Source organism: Mycobacterium sp. (genome assembly GCF_032159765.1).
Classification (GTDB): Bacteria; Actinomycetota; Actinomycetes; order Mycobacteriales; family Mycobacteriaceae; genus Mycobacterium.
In genome coordinates this window covers 1-16,973 of the sequence record NZ_JAVHWM010000181.1, presented here as the reverse complement: position 1 = coordinate 16,973, position 16,973 = coordinate 1, and the positions used below count along the sequence as shown (strand labels likewise).

General features: G+C 62.2%; 16 protein-coding genes. 11 read left to right on the top strand and 5 right to left on the bottom strand.

Annotation, left to right across the window (positions count from 1 at the left end):
- Positions 1-277: 277 nt before the first annotated feature.
- The 10 genes from QOH60_RS23380 (at position 278) to QOH60_RS23335 (ending at position 10,906) form a co-directional block, all read left to right on the top strand.
- Positions 278-1,042, top strand: coding sequence for an MlaE family ABC transporter permease (locus tag QOH60_RS23380; RefSeq protein WP_526424259.1), 765 nt, complete (start codon positions 278-280; stop codon positions 1,040-1,042).
- A 63-nt stretch (positions 1,043-1,105) separates the two neighbouring features.
- Positions 1,106-1,960, top strand: a complete 855-nt coding sequence (locus QOH60_RS23375; protein ID WP_526424258.1) for an MlaE family ABC transporter permease — start codon at positions 1,106-1,108, stop codon at positions 1,958-1,960.
- Between the two features lie 10 nt (positions 1,961-1,970).
- Entirely contained in the window at positions 1,971-3,161 is a 1,191-nt protein-coding gene (locus tag QOH60_RS23370; RefSeq protein WP_526424257.1) for an MCE family protein, read from the top strand.
- Between the two features lie 63 nt (positions 3,162-3,224).
- The gene (locus QOH60_RS23365) at positions 3,225-4,298 is read left to right on the top strand and encodes an MCE family protein (protein WP_526424256.1); all 1,074 of its coding nucleotides are present in this window, start codon (positions 3,225-3,227) and stop codon (positions 4,296-4,298) included.
- Positions 4,291-5,340 (top strand): MCE family protein, encoded by a 1,050-nt coding sequence (locus QOH60_RS23360; protein ID WP_526424255.1) that lies wholly within the window; start codon positions 4,291-4,293, stop codon positions 5,338-5,340. Before QOH60_RS23365 ends, QOH60_RS23360 begins: the two co-directional genes overlap by 8 nt.
- Positions 5,337-6,782: a virulence factor Mce family protein gene (locus tag QOH60_RS23355; protein WP_526424254.1), complete on the top strand. Its 1,446-nt coding sequence runs from the start codon at positions 5,337-5,339 to the stop codon at positions 6,780-6,782. The genes QOH60_RS23360 and QOH60_RS23355 overlap by 4 nt, the downstream gene beginning before the upstream one ends.
- A gap of 11 nt (positions 6,783-6,793) precedes the next feature.
- Positions 6,794-7,972, top strand: coding sequence for an MCE family protein (locus QOH60_RS23350; protein WP_526424253.1), 1,179 nt, complete (start codon positions 6,794-6,796; stop codon positions 7,970-7,972).
- Entirely contained in the window at positions 7,972-9,720 is a 1,749-nt protein-coding gene (locus tag QOH60_RS23345) for an MCE family protein (protein WP_526424252.1), read from the top strand. The genes QOH60_RS23350 and QOH60_RS23345 overlap by 1 nt, the downstream gene beginning before the upstream one ends.
- Positions 9,720-10,406, top strand: coding sequence for an Rv1363c family protein (locus tag QOH60_RS23340; protein ID WP_526424251.1), 687 nt, complete (start codon positions 9,720-9,722; stop codon positions 10,404-10,406). Before QOH60_RS23345 ends, QOH60_RS23340 begins: the two co-directional genes overlap by 1 nt.
- On the top strand, positions 10,406-10,906 hold the full coding sequence (locus QOH60_RS23335) for a mammalian cell entry protein (protein ID WP_526424250.1): 501 nt from the start codon (positions 10,406-10,408) through the stop codon (positions 10,904-10,906). Before QOH60_RS23340 ends, QOH60_RS23335 begins: the two co-directional genes overlap by 1 nt.
- Positions 10,907-11,067: 161 nt before the next feature.
- Here QOH60_RS23335 and QOH60_RS23330 read toward each other — a convergent pair whose 3' ends face one another.
- The 3 genes from QOH60_RS23330 to QOH60_RS23320 form a co-directional block, all read right to left on the bottom strand.
- The gene (locus tag QOH60_RS23330; protein WP_526424249.1) at positions 11,068-11,853 is read right to left on the bottom strand and encodes a FadR/GntR family transcriptional regulator; all 786 of its coding nucleotides are present in this window, start codon (positions 11,851-11,853) and stop codon (positions 11,068-11,070) included.
- 78 nt (positions 11,854-11,931) lie between these two features.
- A complete protein-coding gene (locus tag QOH60_RS23325; protein WP_526424261.1) occupies positions 11,932-12,927 on the bottom strand; it encodes an LLM class flavin-dependent oxidoreductase in 996 nt (331 codons plus the stop codon).
- Positions 12,928-13,013: 86 nt separating this feature from the next.
- On the bottom strand, positions 13,014-13,628 hold the full coding sequence (locus QOH60_RS23320; protein ID WP_526424248.1) for a cysteine hydrolase family protein: 615 nt from the start codon (positions 13,626-13,628) through the stop codon (positions 13,014-13,016).
- Positions 13,629-13,721: 93 nt separating this feature from the next.
- Here QOH60_RS23320 and fadD4 point away from each other — a divergent pair, with 93 nt between their 5' ends.
- Positions 13,722-15,248 (top strand): fatty-acid--CoA ligase FadD4, encoded by a 1,527-nt coding sequence (gene fadD4, locus QOH60_RS23315; protein WP_526424247.1) that lies wholly within the window; start codon positions 13,722-13,724, stop codon positions 15,246-15,248.
- Between the two features lie 10 nt (positions 15,249-15,258).
- On the opposite strand, the gene QOH60_RS23310 is transcribed toward fadD4, so the two are convergent.
- A complete protein-coding gene (locus QOH60_RS23310; protein WP_526424260.1) occupies positions 15,259-16,371 on the bottom strand; it encodes a cytochrome P450 in 1,113 nt (370 codons plus the stop codon).
- A gap of 69 nt (positions 16,372-16,440) precedes the next feature.
- Positions 16,441-16,973: SDR family oxidoreductase (locus tag QOH60_RS23305; protein ID WP_526424246.1), on the bottom strand; the 533-nt coding region annotated here is incomplete at its 5' end.

The window sequence follows — 16,973 nt, the reverse complement described above, 5'->3', positions numbered from 1 at the left end:
GCGCTGATGGAGTCCAACGGTGACGTCGACGTCAACGAGCTGCCCCTTGACAGCTAGAACGTGTTACAGAAGAGTTCCTGTCTAGCCGTTGTGAGCTGGACAAACGAGGTGCTTTGATCTCTATCGCGGTTCTTTGACACCGCGAACGTGTTCTAGTTAGTATGATCCGGCTCACATAGCGCACGTCCTGTCGAGGGGTGGAAGGGGCGCGGGAACAGCCAGTTTCCTGGCTTCCACCCGACTCTGGTCTCACCCTCCTGCAACAGAAGGGGGCCGAGTGAAGGATCAGCTTGCGACCCCAGCACGGGCCGTGGGCGGATTCATGGAAATGTCGATCGAGACATTCCGAGCCATTTTCCGACGGCCCTTCCAGTTTCACGAGTTCCTCGACCAGACATGGATGATCACACGGGTTTCCATTCTCCCCACCTTGCTGATCTCGATCCCGTTTACGGTCTTGGTTTCCTTCACGCTCAACATCCTGCTGCGGGAAATCGGCGCCGCTGACCTGTCCGGCGCCGGTACGGCATTCGGCACGGTGACCCAGCTTGGCCCGATCAGCACCGTGCTCGTCGTCGCTGGCGCAGGGGCGACCGCGATCTGCGCGGACCTCGGAGCCCGCACTATTCGCGAAGAGATCGATGCGATGAAGGTGCTCGGCATCGATCCGATCCAGCGGCTGGTGGTGCCGCGGGTTCTCGCCTCGACGTTGGTCGCGTCACTGCTCAACGGGTTCGTGATCGCGATCGGCATCGCCGGTGGCTACGTGTTCTCCGTTTATCTGCAGGGCGTCAACCCAGGATCGTTCATCAACGGATTGACGGTGCTTACCGGGCTTGGCGAGCTGATCGTCTCCGAAGTCAAGGCCGTGTTGTTCGGTGTCTGCGCCGGGCTTGTCGGTTGCTACCGGGGCCTAACGGTCAAGGGCGGTCCCAAAGGAGTGGGCGAGGCCGTCAACGAGACGGTGATCTACGCCTTTATCTGTTTGTTCGTCATCAACGTGGTGATGACGGCTATCGGCGTGCGAGTGTTGGCCCGCTGATGAGCGCTTGCGCGAAGAAGAGACAGCAGCGATGAGCGCTTGCGCGAAGAAGAGACAGCAGCGATGAGCCAACTCGGAAGCTACGACATCACGTTGCGGGCGCGCAGGGTCGGCCGTTGGTTTGTTCGCGCAGTCGACGGGTTCGGCGAACAGGCGCTGTTCTTCGGTGAATCCATGCGCTGGATGCCCCACGCGGTCCGCCGCTACCGCAAGGAGACGGTGCGGTTGATCGCCGAGATGTCTCTTGGTAGCGGGGCTCTGGTGCTGATCGGCGGCACCGTCGGCGTCGCGACGTTCCTGACTTTGTCGTCGGGTGGTGTCATCGCGGTGCAGGGCTACGCGTCACTCGGGAACATTGGAATCGAGGCTTTGACGGGGTTCCTGGCCGCTTTCGTCAATGTCCGCATCGCTGCACCCGTCATTGCTGGTATCGCACTGGCAGCCACCTTGGGGGCGGGAACCACCGCCCAGCTCGGCGCAATGCGCATTGCCGAGGAGATCGATGCTGTCGAAGCGATGGCCATACACTCTGTGTCGTATCTCGTCTCGACACGCATCGCCGCCGGCATCATGGCGATCATCCCTTTGTATTCGCTGTCAATTTTGGCGTCCTTCTTCGCCGCGCGCTCCGTCACCGTCTACGTCAACGGGCAGTCGGGAGGTCTTTACGACCACTATTTCAGTACGTTCCTGAATCCCACAGATCTGCTGTGGTCCTTTTTGCAGGCCATCGTCATGGCAGTCGCGGTGATGTTGATTCATACGTATTACGGTTTCAATGCGTCGGGCGGACCGGCTGGTGTCGGCATGGCGGTGGGCAAGGCGGTGCGTGCCTCACTGATCACCGTCGTGGTGATCACATTGTTCATTTCCCTTGCCATTTACGGCGCGTCCGGTAACTTCAACCTGTCCGGATAGGGGGAGAGACATGTCCAGGACTGGAGCCGTTAGGATCGCCGCTCTCGTGCTCGCGGTGATACTCCTGGGTTTCACAGTGCTGACATATCTTTCATATACCGCGGCCTTCACTTCCACAGACACCATTACGGTGACGTCACCGCGCGCGGGGTTGGTGATGGAGCAGGACGCCAAAGTCAAATACCGGGGCGTTCAGATCGGCAAAGTTAAGCAGATCGAGTTCTTGAACAACCAGGCCAAGTTGACGCTGGCGATTGATAGCGACCAGCTGCATTACATTCCCTCCAACGCCGGAGTGCGCATAGCAAGCACGACGGTGTTCGGCGCCAAGTCGGTGGAATTCCTTGCGCCCCGTGACCCCTCGCGCACATCGCTGCCCCCCGGAAAGAACATCGACGCCTCGGCTGTGCAACTCGAAGTCAACACGTTGTTCCAGTCATTGGTCGATCTCCTGGACAAGATCGATCCTGCGCACCTGAACGCTACGCTGAGCGCACTCTCTGAGGGGTTGCGCGGTCACGGGGACGATTTCGGTGCCAGCTTGGCTGGGTTGAATCAGTATTTAACGCAACTGAATCCGAAGCTGCCGACGCTCGAGTCCGACTTCGCGCAGACCGCCCAAGTGGCCAACATCTACGGCGACGCGGGGCCAGATCTAGCCACCGTGATCGACAATGTTCCCACCATCAGCAGGACGATCGTCGACCAGCAGGACAACTTGAACTCTGCGCTGATGGCCGCGATTGGACTGGCCAACAGCGGCTACGAGACGTTAGCGCCCGCCGAGGATGACTTGATCGCCGGGATACATCGGATACGCGCGCCGCTGAAGGTACTCGCGGACTACTCGCCGGAATTCGGCTGTATTTTGCAGAGTATCAAGAGGTTGGGTGACCAGACGGGACGCGTTTTCGGGGGGATCAAACCGGGTGCCTTGACCACTTCGAGCTTCGTGCTGGGCACGCCTTCGTACACGTATCCGGAAAGCCTGCCAATCGTGAACGCGACCGGCGGGCCGAATTGCCGCGGACTTCCGGACATTCCGAGCAAGCAGTTCGGCGGTTCGTGGTTCCACGCGCCGTTCCTGGTCACCGACAACGCCTACATCCCCTACGAACCGTTTACCGAGGTGCAGGTCGACGCGCCGTCCACGCTGCAGTTCTTGTTCAACGGCGCCTTTGCTGAACGGGACGACTTCTGATGAGCGCTTGCGCGAAGAAGCGAGGACTCTGATGAGCGCTTGCGCGAAGAAGCGAGGACTCTGATGAGGAAGCAACGCGGGCTTCTCGCCAAGGTCGTAGTGTTTGCGATCGCCATGATCTTGGTGGCCGCCGGTCTCGTCGTCATCTTCGGGCAGCTCAGGTTCGGCGCGTCCAACAGCTACCACGCAATTTTCAGTAACGCCGCACGACTGAAGGACGGCGACAAGGTTCGGATCGCGGGAGTCAACGTCGGTAGCGTGCAAGGTGTTTCGCTGCGACCAGACAACACCGTCGACGTCAAGTTCAAGCTGGACAAGAAGTATCAGGTGTTCACGTCGACTCGGGCACTCATCCGCTACGAGAACCTCACCGGCGACCGGTTTCTCGAAGTCGCGTGGAAACCGGGGGAGCTTCGCAAAATCCAGCCGGGCGGCACCATCGACATACACCAGACCGAGCCGGCGCTGGACCTCGACGCCCTGCTGGGAGGCCTGCAGCCAGTGCTCAAGGGGCTCGACGGCAAGAAGATAAACGAGGTCAGCAACGCGATCATCGAGTTATTGCAGGGGCAGGGTGGTGCTCTGTCGGATCTCCTATCGAACACCAGGTCGTTCACGCAAACCTTGACCGACCGCTATCAAGTTATTTCCGATGTGATCCACAATCTCAACACGGTCCTCGGCACCGTGGACGCAAAGAGTGTCCAATTCGACGAGAGCGTCGATCAACTTCAGAAACTCGTCAGCGGCCTGGCGCAGGGTCGCGACCCGATTGCCGGAGCCATAGCGCCGCTGGCGTCTGCAGCGAACGACCTAACCGAACTGCTGCAGAAGTCGCGGCGCCCGCTGCAAGGTGTGCTGGAAAACACTCGACCGTTGGCGACAGAACTCGACAACCGTAAGGGTGAGGTGAACGCGGTAATCGAACCGCTGGCCGAGAATTACTTGCGGCTAAACGCTTTGGGCGCGTACGGGTCGTTTTTTAACTACTTCATCTGCGGGGTGAGACTCAAGATCAACGGGCCGTCCGCCGGGCTACCCCTCGTGCCGGGAGTCACATCGTCCGACAGTGACATCATCATTCCTTTCGAAGCCCAACCGGACCAGTCGAAGGGCAGGTGTTCAGACAATGGATAAGACGATCCGCACTGGCATCTTCGGCCTCGTTGTCTTGGTGTGCGTCGTGGTGGTGGCGTTCGGTTACAGCTCGCTGCCCTTCTTTCCGCAGGGCAAGCAGTATTCGGCGTATTTTGCTGACGCGGGCGGTATCTCACCAGGCAGCTCCGTCAGCGTGTCCGGCATCACTGTCGGGAAGGTGACCGAGGTAGCGCTAGCCGGCGACGTCGCACGAGTGGGATTTACCGTCGACCGCAAAGTGAGGGTTGGAGATCAGTCGCTCGCCGCGATCCGGATCGACACCATCCTTGGTGAAAAGTCGCTCGCGGTGACGCCACGGGGCAGCGGCGAATCGACGTCGATCCCGTTACCGCGTACCACGACTCCGTATACGTTGAGCCAGGCATTGCAGGATCTCGGCCAGAACGCAACTGAGCTGAACCAGCATTCGCAGTTTACCGAGGCGCTGCAGGTGCTGACCGACACGCTGCACGACGCCACACCGCAACTGCGCTCCGCACTCGACGGGGTGGCCTCGCTGTCTCGCAGCATCAACGCCAACGACGAGGCGTTGGGACAGCTGTTGGCTCGCGCGAAGTCGGTGACGAACGTGCTGGCTAACCGCGCGGGCCAGGTCAACCAGCTTGTCGTCGACGGCAACCAGCTCTTCGCGGCCCTCGATGAACGCCGCGCCGCACTGAGCAATTTGATCGCCGGAATAGAGCCTGTCTCACGTCAGCTCTCTGGCTTCGTAGCCGACAACCGCCGCGAGTTCGGGCCTGCGCTGACGAAGCTGAATCTGGTTCTCGACAACCTCTTAGAACGCCGCGCGCACCTCAGCGAGGCACTGCGGCGACTGCCACCGTATGCAACCGCTCTGGGCGAAGCGGTTGGCTCCGATCCAGGTTTCCAGGTAAACCTCCCCAACGCCCTGCCGGGCGTGCCGATGCAGGAACTCCTCATGGACCTGTACTTCCAACCCGGCAAGCTTCCCGATAGCCTGGCGGACTACCTGCGCGGCTTCATCTCCGAGCGGATTGTCCTAAGGCCGAAGTCGCCATGACGGGACAGAGATGGCGGTACGCCGTCGTCACCGCCCTAGTGGTGGCGGTTGTCGCCGGCGGTGTCTACCTGATGTGGCCGGGCCGAGGCAGCCACCAGGTGGTGGGCTATTTCACATCCGCGGTAGGGGTGTACCCGGGTGACGACGTTCGCATCGTCGGCGTCCCGGTCGGGTCAATCAAATCCATTGAGCCGCAGGCCGACGCGGTCAAGATCACGATGACGGTCAATGACGATGTCAAGATCCCGGCGGACGCGCGCGCGGCAATCGTGTCGCCGAACGTCGTCGCGGCACGTTTCGTCCAGCTCGCGCCACCGTACAAGTCCGGCCAAGCGATGGCCGATGGCGGCACGATCGCCTTGGACCGCACGGCGGTGCCGATTGAGTGGGACGAAGTCAAGTCCGAGTTGACCAAAATTAGCGCCCAACTTGGCCCGCAGGCCGGCCAGATTCAGGGTCCGCTCAGCGCATTCGTGAACCAGGCCGCCGATACGTTGGACGGCAACGGTGACTCATTCCGGCAAGCGCTGCGGGAGCTGTCGCAGACCGCGGGCCGGCTGGGTGACTCCCGCACCGACCTGTTCGGCACGGTGAAGAATTTGCAGATCCTCATCGAGGCGCTGTCGAGGAGCAACGACCAAATCGTCCAGTTCAGCGGACACTTGGCTTCAGTGTCGCAGGTCCTTGCCGACAGTTCGACGGATCTCGATGTCACGCTCGGTACCCTCAATCAGGCGCTGTCCGACGTACGGGGCTTCCTACTGGATAACAACGACGCGCTAATCGGGGCGGTCAACAAGCTCGCCGATTTCACCGGGTTGTTGTCGAATCAGAGCGACGATATCGAGCAGGTCTTGCACGTTCTCCCGAACGCGTTGGCGAACTTCTACAACATCTATGATCCGGCCCAGGGCACAGCAAACGGTGTGCTTGGGCTACCGGAGTTCAACAACCCGGTGCAATTCATCTGTGGCGCCTTCGACACCGCCGGTACAAGCGACGACCTGAAGCGTAGCGAGATCTGCCGTGAGCGGATGGCTCCGGTGCTGCGCCGCCTCGCGGTGAATTATCCGCCGTTCATGGTTCATCCGATCAACACGATCACTGCATACAAAGGCCAAGTCATCTATGACACGCCGGCCACAGAGGCAAAGGCGAAAACGTATATCCCGTATTTGCAATGGGTGCCGTCACAAGGGCGTATGCCACCGCGACCTGGCCAGAGCGTGGACATCGGGTCGATGCTGGTGCCGCCCGCGCCCGGACCTGGGCCGCGCCCGCCGGCGCAGCCGTTCACGCTCGGTCCAGTGGTACTGCCGCCCGGACCGGAGGCGCCTCCTGGCGCAGCGCCACCGGGACCGGCGGACTCCGGCTCGTACCCGGCTGAGGGCGTTCCTCCGATGCAGCCAGTGGCTCCGCAACAATCAGGAGGAGGCGGATGACCCGAGAATCCATGCGCCGCAAACTCGTCCGCGGTGCTCGGCGCACGACGGCGATAGGTTCAGGTGCCTTGGTGCTGGCAGGCTGCCAGTTCGGGGGGCTGAACTCGCTCAGCATGCCCGGCACCGCCGGCCACGGCGCTGGCTCCTATTCGGTCATCATCGATTTACCTGACGTGGCAACCTTGCCGCAGAACTCGCCGGTGATGATCGATGACGTCACCGTCGGCAGTATCTCGGGCGTGGACGCCGTGCAACGACCCGACGGCAGCTTCTATGCGTCGGTGAGGGTTTCGCTAGAGGGCAACGTCAAGCTGCCGGCCAATACCACCGCAAAGGTGGCGCAGACGTCGTTGCTTGGTTCCCAGCACATCGATCTTGCCCCGCCCCGTGGTGAGCCTCCAGCCGGTCAGCTCCGCGACGGATCCAAGATCCAACTGAGCCAGGAAAATCGCTACCCCACGACCGAGGAGGTTTTGGCCGCACTGGGCACGGTGGTGAACCAAGGTAATCTCGGTGCGCTGCAGAACATCACGAATGAGGCGTACAACGCTGTTGCCGGGCGGGAGGGCAGATTCGCTGATCTTATTCCACGCCTCGCCGAATTCACCGCGTCGCTTGATCGTCAAAGCAACGACATCATCGCCTCCGCCGAAGGTCTGAACCGCGTGGCCAGTGTGTTGGCTAGCCACAACGACAGTCTGAGGCAGACCTTGGATAGCCTCCCGCCAGCGCTCCGGGTGCTCAATGACAACCGGGCTAACATCGTCGAAGCGTTTTCAGCGCTGGGCAGGCTGGCGACAGTGGCCTCGCACATTCTGGAGACCAAAGACGACTTTGCCAAGGACCTCATCGATTTGTACGCGGTCATCAAGCCGCTCAACGACAACCGCGCCGACCTGGTGTCCGACCTGGACCAGTTACTGACGTTCCCCTTCCCGGGACGCAACATGAAACGGGTGGTCCGGGGCGACTACTTCAATGTCTTTCAGACGTTCGACCTGACGGTCCGCCGCCTCGGCGAAACCATCTTCACCACGTCAAAGCTCGATCCGAACATGGTGCGTCTGGGTGACGTCATCAATCCGCCCGACTGGCTGGTCGGGGAGATGGCGAACCTGTCGGGACAGGCGGCAGATCCATTTAAGATCCCGCCGGGCACTGCTTCTGGACAGGAGGTGCCGCCGAAGTAATGGATCGATTAACGCGCATACAACTGGCAGTCTTCGCGCTCATCACAGTAATCACGGTCGGCGCAATTGCCGTTTTCTACCTTCAGATCCCAGAGAAGATGGGAATCGGCGCTTATAGGATCACGGCGGATTTCACCGCCGCCGGCGGGCTCTACAACAACGCCAATGTGACTTACCGCGGGGTAACTGTCGGGCGCGTCGAGGACGTTTCGCTGACCGACGACGGCGTGGCCGCCCGCATGCGGATCGACAGCGAGTTCAACGTTCCGGCGAACGTGACGGCCACGGTGAAGAGTGTCTCGGCGGTGGGGGAACAATATGTCGACTTGGTGCCCCCCGCAAACCCGTCCAAGTCGGACCTGCAGAACGGCGCGCGAATTGGTAAAGACCGCACGGCGATCCCGCAAGACGTCGCTGAGCTGCTGACAAAAGCCAACCAGCTTCTGAGCACGGTTACCGATAGCAGGTTGCAAGATCTCTTGCGTGAAACGTTCCAGGCGTTCAACGGTTCCGGGCCTGAGCTGGCGCGGTTAATCCAGTCGGCAAGACTGCTGATCGATGAGGCCAATGCGAGCTGGCCGCAGACCTCACAACTGCTCGACCAGGCGGGCCCGTTCTTGCAGGCGCAAATTCGCAGCGGTGACGACATCCGGTCCCTGGCCAACGGTCTTGCGCGGCTTACCACGGAGGTTGCCACCGCCGACCCCCAGCTCCGGTCGGTGCTCTCCACTGCCCCAGGCGCCGCCGACGCGGCCAACGCGACCTTCAGCGGCATCCGGCCGTCATTTCCGATGCTGGCTGCAAGCGTGGCCAATCTCGGCCGCATCGGAGTGATCTACACCAGGTCGATCGAGCAGGCTTTGGTCATCTTCCCGGCACTTCAGGCAAGCCTGGTCACGGTTGCCGGCAACAGTCCCGCGGACGAGGGCGGGAAGCAGGACTTCAAGATCTCTATCAACGACCCGCCGCCCTGCAGTACGGGATTTTTGCCGCCCCAGTTCATCCGGACGCCCGCAGACAACACGCTGCGGGAACTGCCGAAGGACATGTATTGCAAGGTTCCGCAGAACGATCCGAGCGTGGTGCGCGGCGCGAGGAACTACCCGTGCCAGGAGTTCCCCGGCAAGCGAGCGCCGACGATACAGCTCTGCCGGGATCCCCGAGGCTATGTCCCGGTAGGTAACAACCCATGGCGGGGCCCGCCGGTCCCGAGCGGTACGCCCGTCATAGATCCACGAAATACTCTGCCGCCTAATAAGTTCCCGTACATTTCACCGGCGGACGACCCGGACCCGGGTTATCCCCTTGCGCCGGGTATGGTGCCACCTGATGTGCAGACGGGCCCCGGGCCGGCTCCGCATCAGCCTTGGCCATATATTCCGCCGCCCAACGACAACGGGCCGCCGCCACTGGAGACGGCGTGGATACCGCCCGCGCCCTACCCGGACGCATGGCCAGCGCCAGCAAATCCGCAACCGCCGCCGTTGTCGCCCGGCCCATACCCTCCTGTGGTGCCAGCCCCAGGTCCCGCGCCAGCCCCGCCAGCGCCGCCTGTCCCAGCGCAGTTGCCGCCGGCGGATGTGGCCCCACCGGCGGCGGTTACCGGCGCCTCATATGAGACCTACGATCAGCGAACCGGTGTGTTCGTCAACCCCGCCGGCGGCACGGGTGTGTACGCGCCCGGCGCCGCAAATATGCGGCCGCAGGAGAATTGGGTTGATCTGATGCTCGATCCGAGGCAGGCGTGATGACGTCGACGACTTCTCCCTCACAGCAGCGGGCTCGCCGCCGAGCGTCGCGGGCCGCCGGGCCGGCCAGTGATGGCACCCCCGAAATCACCGCACTGCGCATCGAGACGACGGCCGCCGCTCCGCTGAAACCCGCGTCAAAGAAAGTTGGTCGTGTGCGGCGCCGGGCGCCGCATCGCCGCCTGGTTGCGTTGGTATCGTTGGCATTCGGCGTTGTCGCGACGGGTGCTATCGCGGCCGCCGTCGCCGTGATGGTAAATCAGCAGAAGCATGCGGATCAGGCACAGGCCCACACCCAGCGGTACATTGATACGGCAACGCAGACCGTCGTGGATATGTTCAGCTTCAAGCAGGACAGCATCAATGACAGCGTCAATCGATTCTTCAACAGCACCAGCGGACCGCTGCGCGACATGATGAGCCAGAGCAACAACATCGAGAATCTCAAGGCCGTTTTTCGTGATACGGGTGGCAGTTCGGTGGCCACCGTGAATGGCGTCGCGCTCGAAAGCATCGACAGCGTAAGCAATAACGCGTCAGTGCTGGTGTCGGTACGGGTCACGGCGAGCGATATGCAAGGAAACGACAGGCCGTCGCGAGCCTACCGGATGCGAGTGATCGTGCACGAAGACGACAGCGGTCAAATGACAACATATGACCTGAAATATCCCAATGGCGGCAATTGATGCGACGTTTCGTCACAGCCCTTGTGACAACGGTCGCGTTGTCGTTGGCGGCTGCGTTTGTGGGTCTTGCGGGCGTCGGCGGATGGCTGTACTGGGGCCGGGTAAACAGAGTCGCAGAGCAAGCAACCAGGGATGAGCTGCCAGCACTCGCGAAAAAGCAAATCCCTATGGTCTTCAGCTACGACTACCAAACGGTTGAGCGCAATTTGATCGACGTCTACCGCCTCTTGACCCCGGACTACCGCCGCGAGTTCGAGTCGAAGGCAAACTCCGAGATCATTCCTCAGGCTCGGCAGAGACAAATTGTGAGCCAGGCCAACGTAACTGGCGTTGGCGTAATGGATGCTCACCGCGGCTCCGGGTCGGTGATGGTGTTCATCAACCGCACGGTGTCCGGCAAAACGAACCGCGAACAACCTGTCTATGACGGAGCCAGGCTGCGAGTCGACTATCAGCGCGTCGACGGGAAATGGTTGATCGGCTACATTGCGCCGATCTAGCAATCAATGGGTCATGGCCGCGTTAAGCGTCGGTCGGCGAACTGTCGCTAGGCGGCTCGGCGAGCACTGCGCCCGCCAATGGGAGTAGGTGAACTGAGCCACCTCGAGCGCGCGAACTCCGTTAAGTGGCTTGTGCATCCGACTTACCATGCTTTCATCGATCAGTACAGAATGTCGCGCACCTGTGTCTTCTCGTAACCCTTCAGCAGCTCGGCGCTGGCATTCTCCATGTGTCTGCGCCAATGCGCCTCTGCCTCAGCGCCTTTGCGGTCGGACACCAGGGTTACCAGCCGACCGTAGGATCGAAGCAGCTTGGAGTATTGCGCCTTCGGGACCACGTTTTGTTCTCTGAGGATGGCAGCCGAGGTGTGCCGCTCGGAAATCTCATGCAGCATTCCGGCGATCATGCCCAGGGTCGCGTTGCCCGAGAGTTCCACCAGGCGGCGGTGCAGATTGGCAGATGCCTGGGCCACGGTGCCTGCCTCCCTGGCGACAGGAATCTCGTCGACCAGACGGCGCAGTTCCTCGTGTGCCTGCGTCGGCCCTTCGTCGGCCAATATCCGGGCGGCGTACGGTTCGATGCCGATCCGCGCGGTCATCACGTCGGCGAGCGTGGTGCCCGATATTGCGAGCAACAGCGCGGCCGGCCGTGCCACCACTTCGGCGCCCGGCACGCGCACCTTCGCACCGGTCCGAGAACCGCGACGGACCTCGACCAAGCGGTCGGACTCTAACACCCGCACCGCTTCGCGTAGAGTCGGCCGGCTCACCTGGAAGTGGGCCATCAGGTCGGCCTCGTAAGGGAGAAAGTCGCCGTCCTTCAACTGCCCGTCGACGATCATGCGACGCAGCGTCTGGGCCACGAGCTCCGCGGTCTTGGGCGACCGGACGGCGCCAGAGGTCGCCTCCGGCGCGATCATCGGCGCGAGAGATTCCTGGCGAGCCACCCTCGACCTCCTTGTTTTCTTAGATGTACGACTCAGTAAACCATGTTGGCGCAGACCAAGAGCCGCGCTTGGCGCGTGTCAGCACTCCTGAGCCATCAGCGCGATAGCTGCCGCGTCGTACTTCGCGCGGCGTCGGCGGCCCACCAAAAAGCTTGGGGGCGACGAGAACGCCAGATCTGGCAATCTTCGCCGTGCGGAAAGCATTTCGCGGGCCTGCGCGGAGCCTCCGCAGACCGCGATGGACGACACCATGTCGTCGGTGACGTGATCGGCGATGCTGTCGGGTCGGCCGCTGCGAAACGCTGCGCGAATGGCTGACACTTCGTCTTGCCACCCGTGCAGTTCGACCAGCGAGTCATACGTCCGAACTGTGAGGTAGAAGGCGATCTGCAGTTTAGCGTCCAGCACGGCGCGAGCTGGGTCGTCGTCGTCGATTGCGGTGATCAACCAACCCCAGCGGCGCAGGTCCGCCGGTTCACGGCCGCTGGATTCGGCGCCGCGCGCCAGCGCCGGCTCTACCGACTCAGCCCACCACCGGTCGGTGAAAAGCCCGTGTCCGAGCACGCCGTCTGCTACGCCGCCCGCCGTGCGCACCATGATCGGGTTGAACGCACCGATCAGTATGGGCACGTCGAGTCGGCCAAGTACGGGCGCACGAATATCCGCGTCGATGGAGTAGTACTTGCCCTGGTACTTCACGGATTCGCCGTTCTCGGCATGGAGGAATGCTCTGACCACCTCGATCAGTTCGCCCATCCGCGGTGCGGGATGGGCGGCGTCGACTCCGAACCAGTCACGGTTCATTCGCGATGTGCCGGCGCCGAGGCCCAGAAAGACTCGGCCCGCAGACTTGCGCGAGAGATGCCGCACCGATGCGGCGTGCACGAACGGTGACCGAGCGAACGCGTAGGCGATGCCCGGACCGACCATCGCTTTCGAGGTATGTTCTACCATCTCCGTCGTCGTCACGTATGCGCTCAGATCGGCGAATTCGCCCGCGCAGAATGCGCTGGCGCCGGACGCTTCGGCCTCGGCCGCTAGTTCGGGCCCCGGCCACGGCAGTCCCCAGTCCATCTGTCCTCGCAGTCCGTTCACCAACATCGTTCACTTAGTAAGATAAGTGAGTGTACGCCGAAGGCGTATAGGAGGGAAGTGACGGGTCACGTGGCCGTAGACGTTGTCCATTCTTCGATCAGGTGGTCGACGGTGGTCAGCCGACCGAGTACTGCAATCGTGTTGTCCAGCACCTGTTGTGCGTACTCGGCCGGAGTACCACCGACGGCGTCGCGGGGTACTACCAACTCGTATCCGGCCTGAGTGGCGTGCCCTGCAGTTTGGGTGACGGCCAGGTTCAGCGATACCCCGGCGAGTACGACGGTCCTGACGCCAAGTCCCTTCAGTACGGGCAACAGCTCCGAATCCAATGTGGGAAACAGGCCGTGATGGCGGGCGAGCACGAGGTCGTCCTTGCCCAACAACTCAGGAACGACCGAGGTCTCGAAGGCCCCTGGCCTCCAATGCGCAGTGAGCGGTGCCAGCACACGCCACAGCCGGGCCGTTCCCGTCGGTTGACCGCCGAGATTGCCCTCGTAGGTGGCATGCACCACTCGCGCGCCGAACTCGCGTGCGGCATCGAGCAATCGACGCACGTTGCCCACCAGCTCGGCACTATCCGCGGCCAACGCGGGCAACACCGATTCCGGACCCAGCACGCCGTTCTGGCATTCGACGCAGACGATCGCCGTGGTATCGGGATTCCAGGGTATGGGGGGCATCCCGATAGCGTAGAGCAGGTCGATATATAGTAAAAGCTTTAACTGTTAATCTAACTAGGCTTCTGGCACGTCCACGGACCATAAGGTGACAATATGCAGATCCGCGAGCACATCACGTCCGACAAACCCGCTGTGATTCTCGCCGCCACGGGGACGGTGATCGGCTTCGCCGAGCTGGAGGAGCGGGCCAACCGACTGGCTCACTACTGGCGGGCGGCCGGGCTGCGTGAGGGCGACACCGTCGCGGCGATCTTGGAGAACAACGAACACATCCACGCGGTGATGTGGGCGGCCCGGCGCAGTGGGCTGTACTACGCGCTGGTCAACACCCACCTCACCGCAGCTGAAGCGGCGTACATCGTGGACAACAGTGGTGCCAAGGCGGTAATCGGATCGCGGGCGATGCGCGCGGTGTGCGAAGGCATCGGTGAGCATCTTCCCAATGGCCTCCCGGAACTCTTGCTGATCGCCGACGATGACCTCATAGGATGGGCGCGCTATCCGGAATGCGTTGCCGACCAACCCTCGACGCCGATTCCTGACGAAGCCGAAGGGGACCTCCTCCAGTACTCGTCGGGTACCACAGGACGCCCCAAAGGGATTCGCCGTGAGCTTCCCGGTCAATCGCCGAGTGAGGCGCAAAACATGCTGATGCCTCTGTTGGGCGCAGTCGGAATCAATGGCGATTCTGTGTATCTGAGCCCGGCGCCGCTCTACCACACCGCCCCGTCGTTCTGGTCGATGTCGGTGCAGTCGCTCGGCGGTACCACTGTCGTGATGGAGAAGTTCGACCCGAAGGCCGCACTCGAGGCCATCCAACGGTACGGCGTGACGCACGGCCAGTTCGTCCCCGCGATGTTCGTGCGGATGCTCAAGCTGCCGGAGCCGGAACGCGGGTCCTATGACGTCTCCAGCTTGAAGCGGGTAGTGCATGCCGCAGCGCCATGCCCAGTTGACATCAAGAAGCAGATGATCGACTGGTGGGGGCCCATCGTCGACGAGTACTACGCCTCGTCCGAAGCCGTCGGCGCGTCCTTCATCCAGGCGCAGGACTGGCTGGACCACCCTGGGTCGGTTGGCCGCCCGCTCGTCGGCGTCCCGCACATCCTGGATGAGGACGGCACGGAATTGCCGCTGGGCCAGCCGGGCGAAATCTATTACGAGGGAGGGCATTCGTTCGAATACCTGAAGGACGACGCGAAGACGTCAGCGGCTCGCAACCCACATGGCTGGGCGACGGTCGGGGACATCGGATATCTCGACGACGATGGCTACCTGTACCTCACCGATCGCAGACACCACATGATCATCTCGGGCGGGGTGAACATCTACCCGCAGGAGGCGGAGGATCTTCTGATCACCCATCCGAAGGTGCTCGACGCAGCAGTATTCGGCATTCCCGACGACGATATGGGTCAGTCGGTCAAGGGCGTCGTGCAGACGGTCGATCCCGCGGATGCCACGGACGAGTTTGGCGCTGAGCTGCTCGACTGGTTACGAAACCGGCTGGCGCACTACAAGTGTCCAAGGTCGATATCGTTCGAAGCGCAACTGCCGCGCACCGACGCCGGCAAGCTGTACAAGCAGCAGCTCGTCGTCAAATACTCGCCGCCCCAATAGCCGTAGCCGATCAGCCCAGCTTCAGTGGCACGCGTTCCAGTGCAAAGGTTTGGGCGGGAAACACAATGTGCGGTTCATAGCCGGCGTCTACTGAGAACTCGGGGATGCGCTTGAGCCATGCATCGAGGACGAGCGTCAGCTCCATACGGGCCAGGTGTGACCCGAGGCAGCGGTGTGGTCCGCCGCCGTAGCCCCAGTGCCGGTGCACCTTTCCGTCCATCACCACGTCGTTGGTGGAGATCTCGTCGCTGTCGTCGCGATTGATGGCGGCAATGCACAGTCTCACCTGGGTATCCGCGGGCAGGGTGACGTCGCCGATGGTGACCTCTGCAGTGGTGACTCGGGGCAGCATCGGCGCGGGCGGCTCCAACCGGACGATCTCCTCGACGAACACACTCATCTGGTCGGGATGCTCGCGGAGCGTGGCGCGCAGTTCGGGATTGCGGGCCAGTTCCAGCAGCGCGCTGGTCATCGCGGCGGTAACGGTGTCCAGCCCGGCGAGTACGAATAGAAAGCTCAGACCCATGACTTCGGTGTCGTCGAGTGCATCCTCGCCGGTGAGTACCTGGGAGAGGATGTCCGGTCCGGGGTTGGCTCGCCGCTCATTGACGGCCTCGGTGAGGTACGCGAGCAATTCCATTGCGGGAGTGAGGTCGACGCCCTCGAGCGACGGTGATTCCGCCAGCGCGATCACCGAGTCCTTCCATCCGATGAGCTTGTCTCGATCCTGAAGCGGCAGCCCGAATAGGGTCAGGAACACCTGTGACGGGTAGGGAATCGCGAGGTCGGCTACGACTTCGCACTCGCCCTTGTTCGCGATCTCGTCGACGATGTCGAGCGCCTGCTTCTGCAGCGACGGCAGCATCCCTTTCAAGGTGTGCGGGCTGAAGAAGGGCTGCAGAATCTTGCGGAACCGGGTGTGTTCCGGCGGATCGAACGAGATCGGCACCAGGGGGATGGGGCTGCCCAGCACGTCGAAGGCCTTCTTCGACGAGAACAACTCCGGATTCCGAAGCGCGGCAAGCACATCCTCACGGTGGGATAGGTAGAACCAGCCGTCGATGAATACCACCCGGCCGGCATCTCGCACGGTCTTCCACCCGACGCCGCGATCCGCCGCCATCGGGAGAGTCGCAAAGGAGAGTTCGGGTGCGCCAAGGGTTTCCACGTGTCCTCCGAGTAGCTTTCCCGGCTAGCCTCGCCGCACGTCCATGCCCGCGTCCACCTTCAACATGCTTCCCGTGAATGAGCGACCCGCGTCGCTGAGCAGGAACAGGATGGCGTTGCTTACGTCGCGCGGTTCGATCAACGGCAGGTCCGGTAAGGCGGTCTGAACTGCGTTGACCATGCGGGGGTTCTCCTCGATCACCTTGAACAACGCAGGATTGTCGGTGACCATCGGCGTCGCGCAGTTGGTGGGCGCCACCGCGTTGACGCGGATGCGGTCGGCGGCAAGCATGGCCGCGTAAGCGCGAACCAGGCCGACGATCGCGACCTTGGACATCAGGTAGGCGTCACTGCCGCCGCGCCCATCTGTCAGGTCCAGGAGCGCGATCATGGAGCTGGTTGCGATCAGGTTGCCGCCCTCACCGCGCTCCTTCATGTGCGGGATCGCGACCTGGAAGGTGTTCCACACACCGATGAGCATGATGTCGAGCCCGAGCCGCAGCGCCTCGGTGGCATCGCGCTCGTCGGCGTTGGTCAGTACCACACCGGCGTTGGCGA

Bases quoted from the DNA above. Each gene is read 5' to 3' on its own strand.
- QOH60_RS23370 (WP_526424257.1), top strand. From the start codon at position 1,971: ATGTCCAGGACTGGAGCCGTTAGGATCGCCGCTCTCGTGCTCGCGGTG.
- QOH60_RS23310 (WP_526424260.1), bottom strand. From the start codon at position 16,371: ATGGCGGCGGATCGCGGCGTCGGGTGGAAGACCGTGCGAGATGCCGGC.
- QOH60_RS23375 (WP_526424258.1), top strand. From the start codon at position 1,106: ATGAGCCAACTCGGAAGCTACGACATCACGTTGCGGGCGCGCAGGGTC.
- QOH60_RS23325 (WP_526424261.1), bottom strand. From the start codon at position 12,927: ATGGACTGGGGACTGCCGTGGCCGGGGCCCGAACTAGCGGCCGAGGCC.
- QOH60_RS23360 (WP_526424255.1), top strand. From the start codon at position 4,291: ATGGATAAGACGATCCGCACTGGCATCTTCGGCCTCGTTGTCTTGGTG.
- QOH60_RS23365 (WP_526424256.1), top strand. From the start codon at position 3,225: ATGAGGAAGCAACGCGGGCTTCTCGCCAAGGTCGTAGTGTTTGCGATC.
- QOH60_RS23320 (WP_526424248.1), bottom strand. From the start codon at position 13,628: ATGCCCCCCATACCCTGGAATCCCGATACCACGGCGATCGTCTGCGTC.
- QOH60_RS23340 (WP_526424251.1), top strand. From the start codon at position 9,720: ATGACGTCGACGACTTCTCCCTCACAGCAGCGGGCTCGCCGCCGAGCG.
- fadD4 (WP_526424247.1), top strand. From the start codon at position 13,722: ATGCAGATCCGCGAGCACATCACGTCCGACAAACCCGCTGTGATTCTC.
- QOH60_RS23345 (WP_526424252.1), top strand. From the start codon at position 7,972: ATGGATCGATTAACGCGCATACAACTGGCAGTCTTCGCGCTCATCACA.
- QOH60_RS23355 (WP_526424254.1), top strand. From the start codon at position 5,337: ATGACGGGACAGAGATGGCGGTACGCCGTCGTCACCGCCCTAGTGGTG.
- QOH60_RS23335 (WP_526424250.1), top strand. From the start codon at position 10,406: ATGCGACGTTTCGTCACAGCCCTTGTGACAACGGTCGCGTTGTCGTTG.
- QOH60_RS23350 (WP_526424253.1), top strand. From the start codon at position 6,794: ATGCGCCGCAAACTCGTCCGCGGTGCTCGGCGCACGACGGCGATAGGT.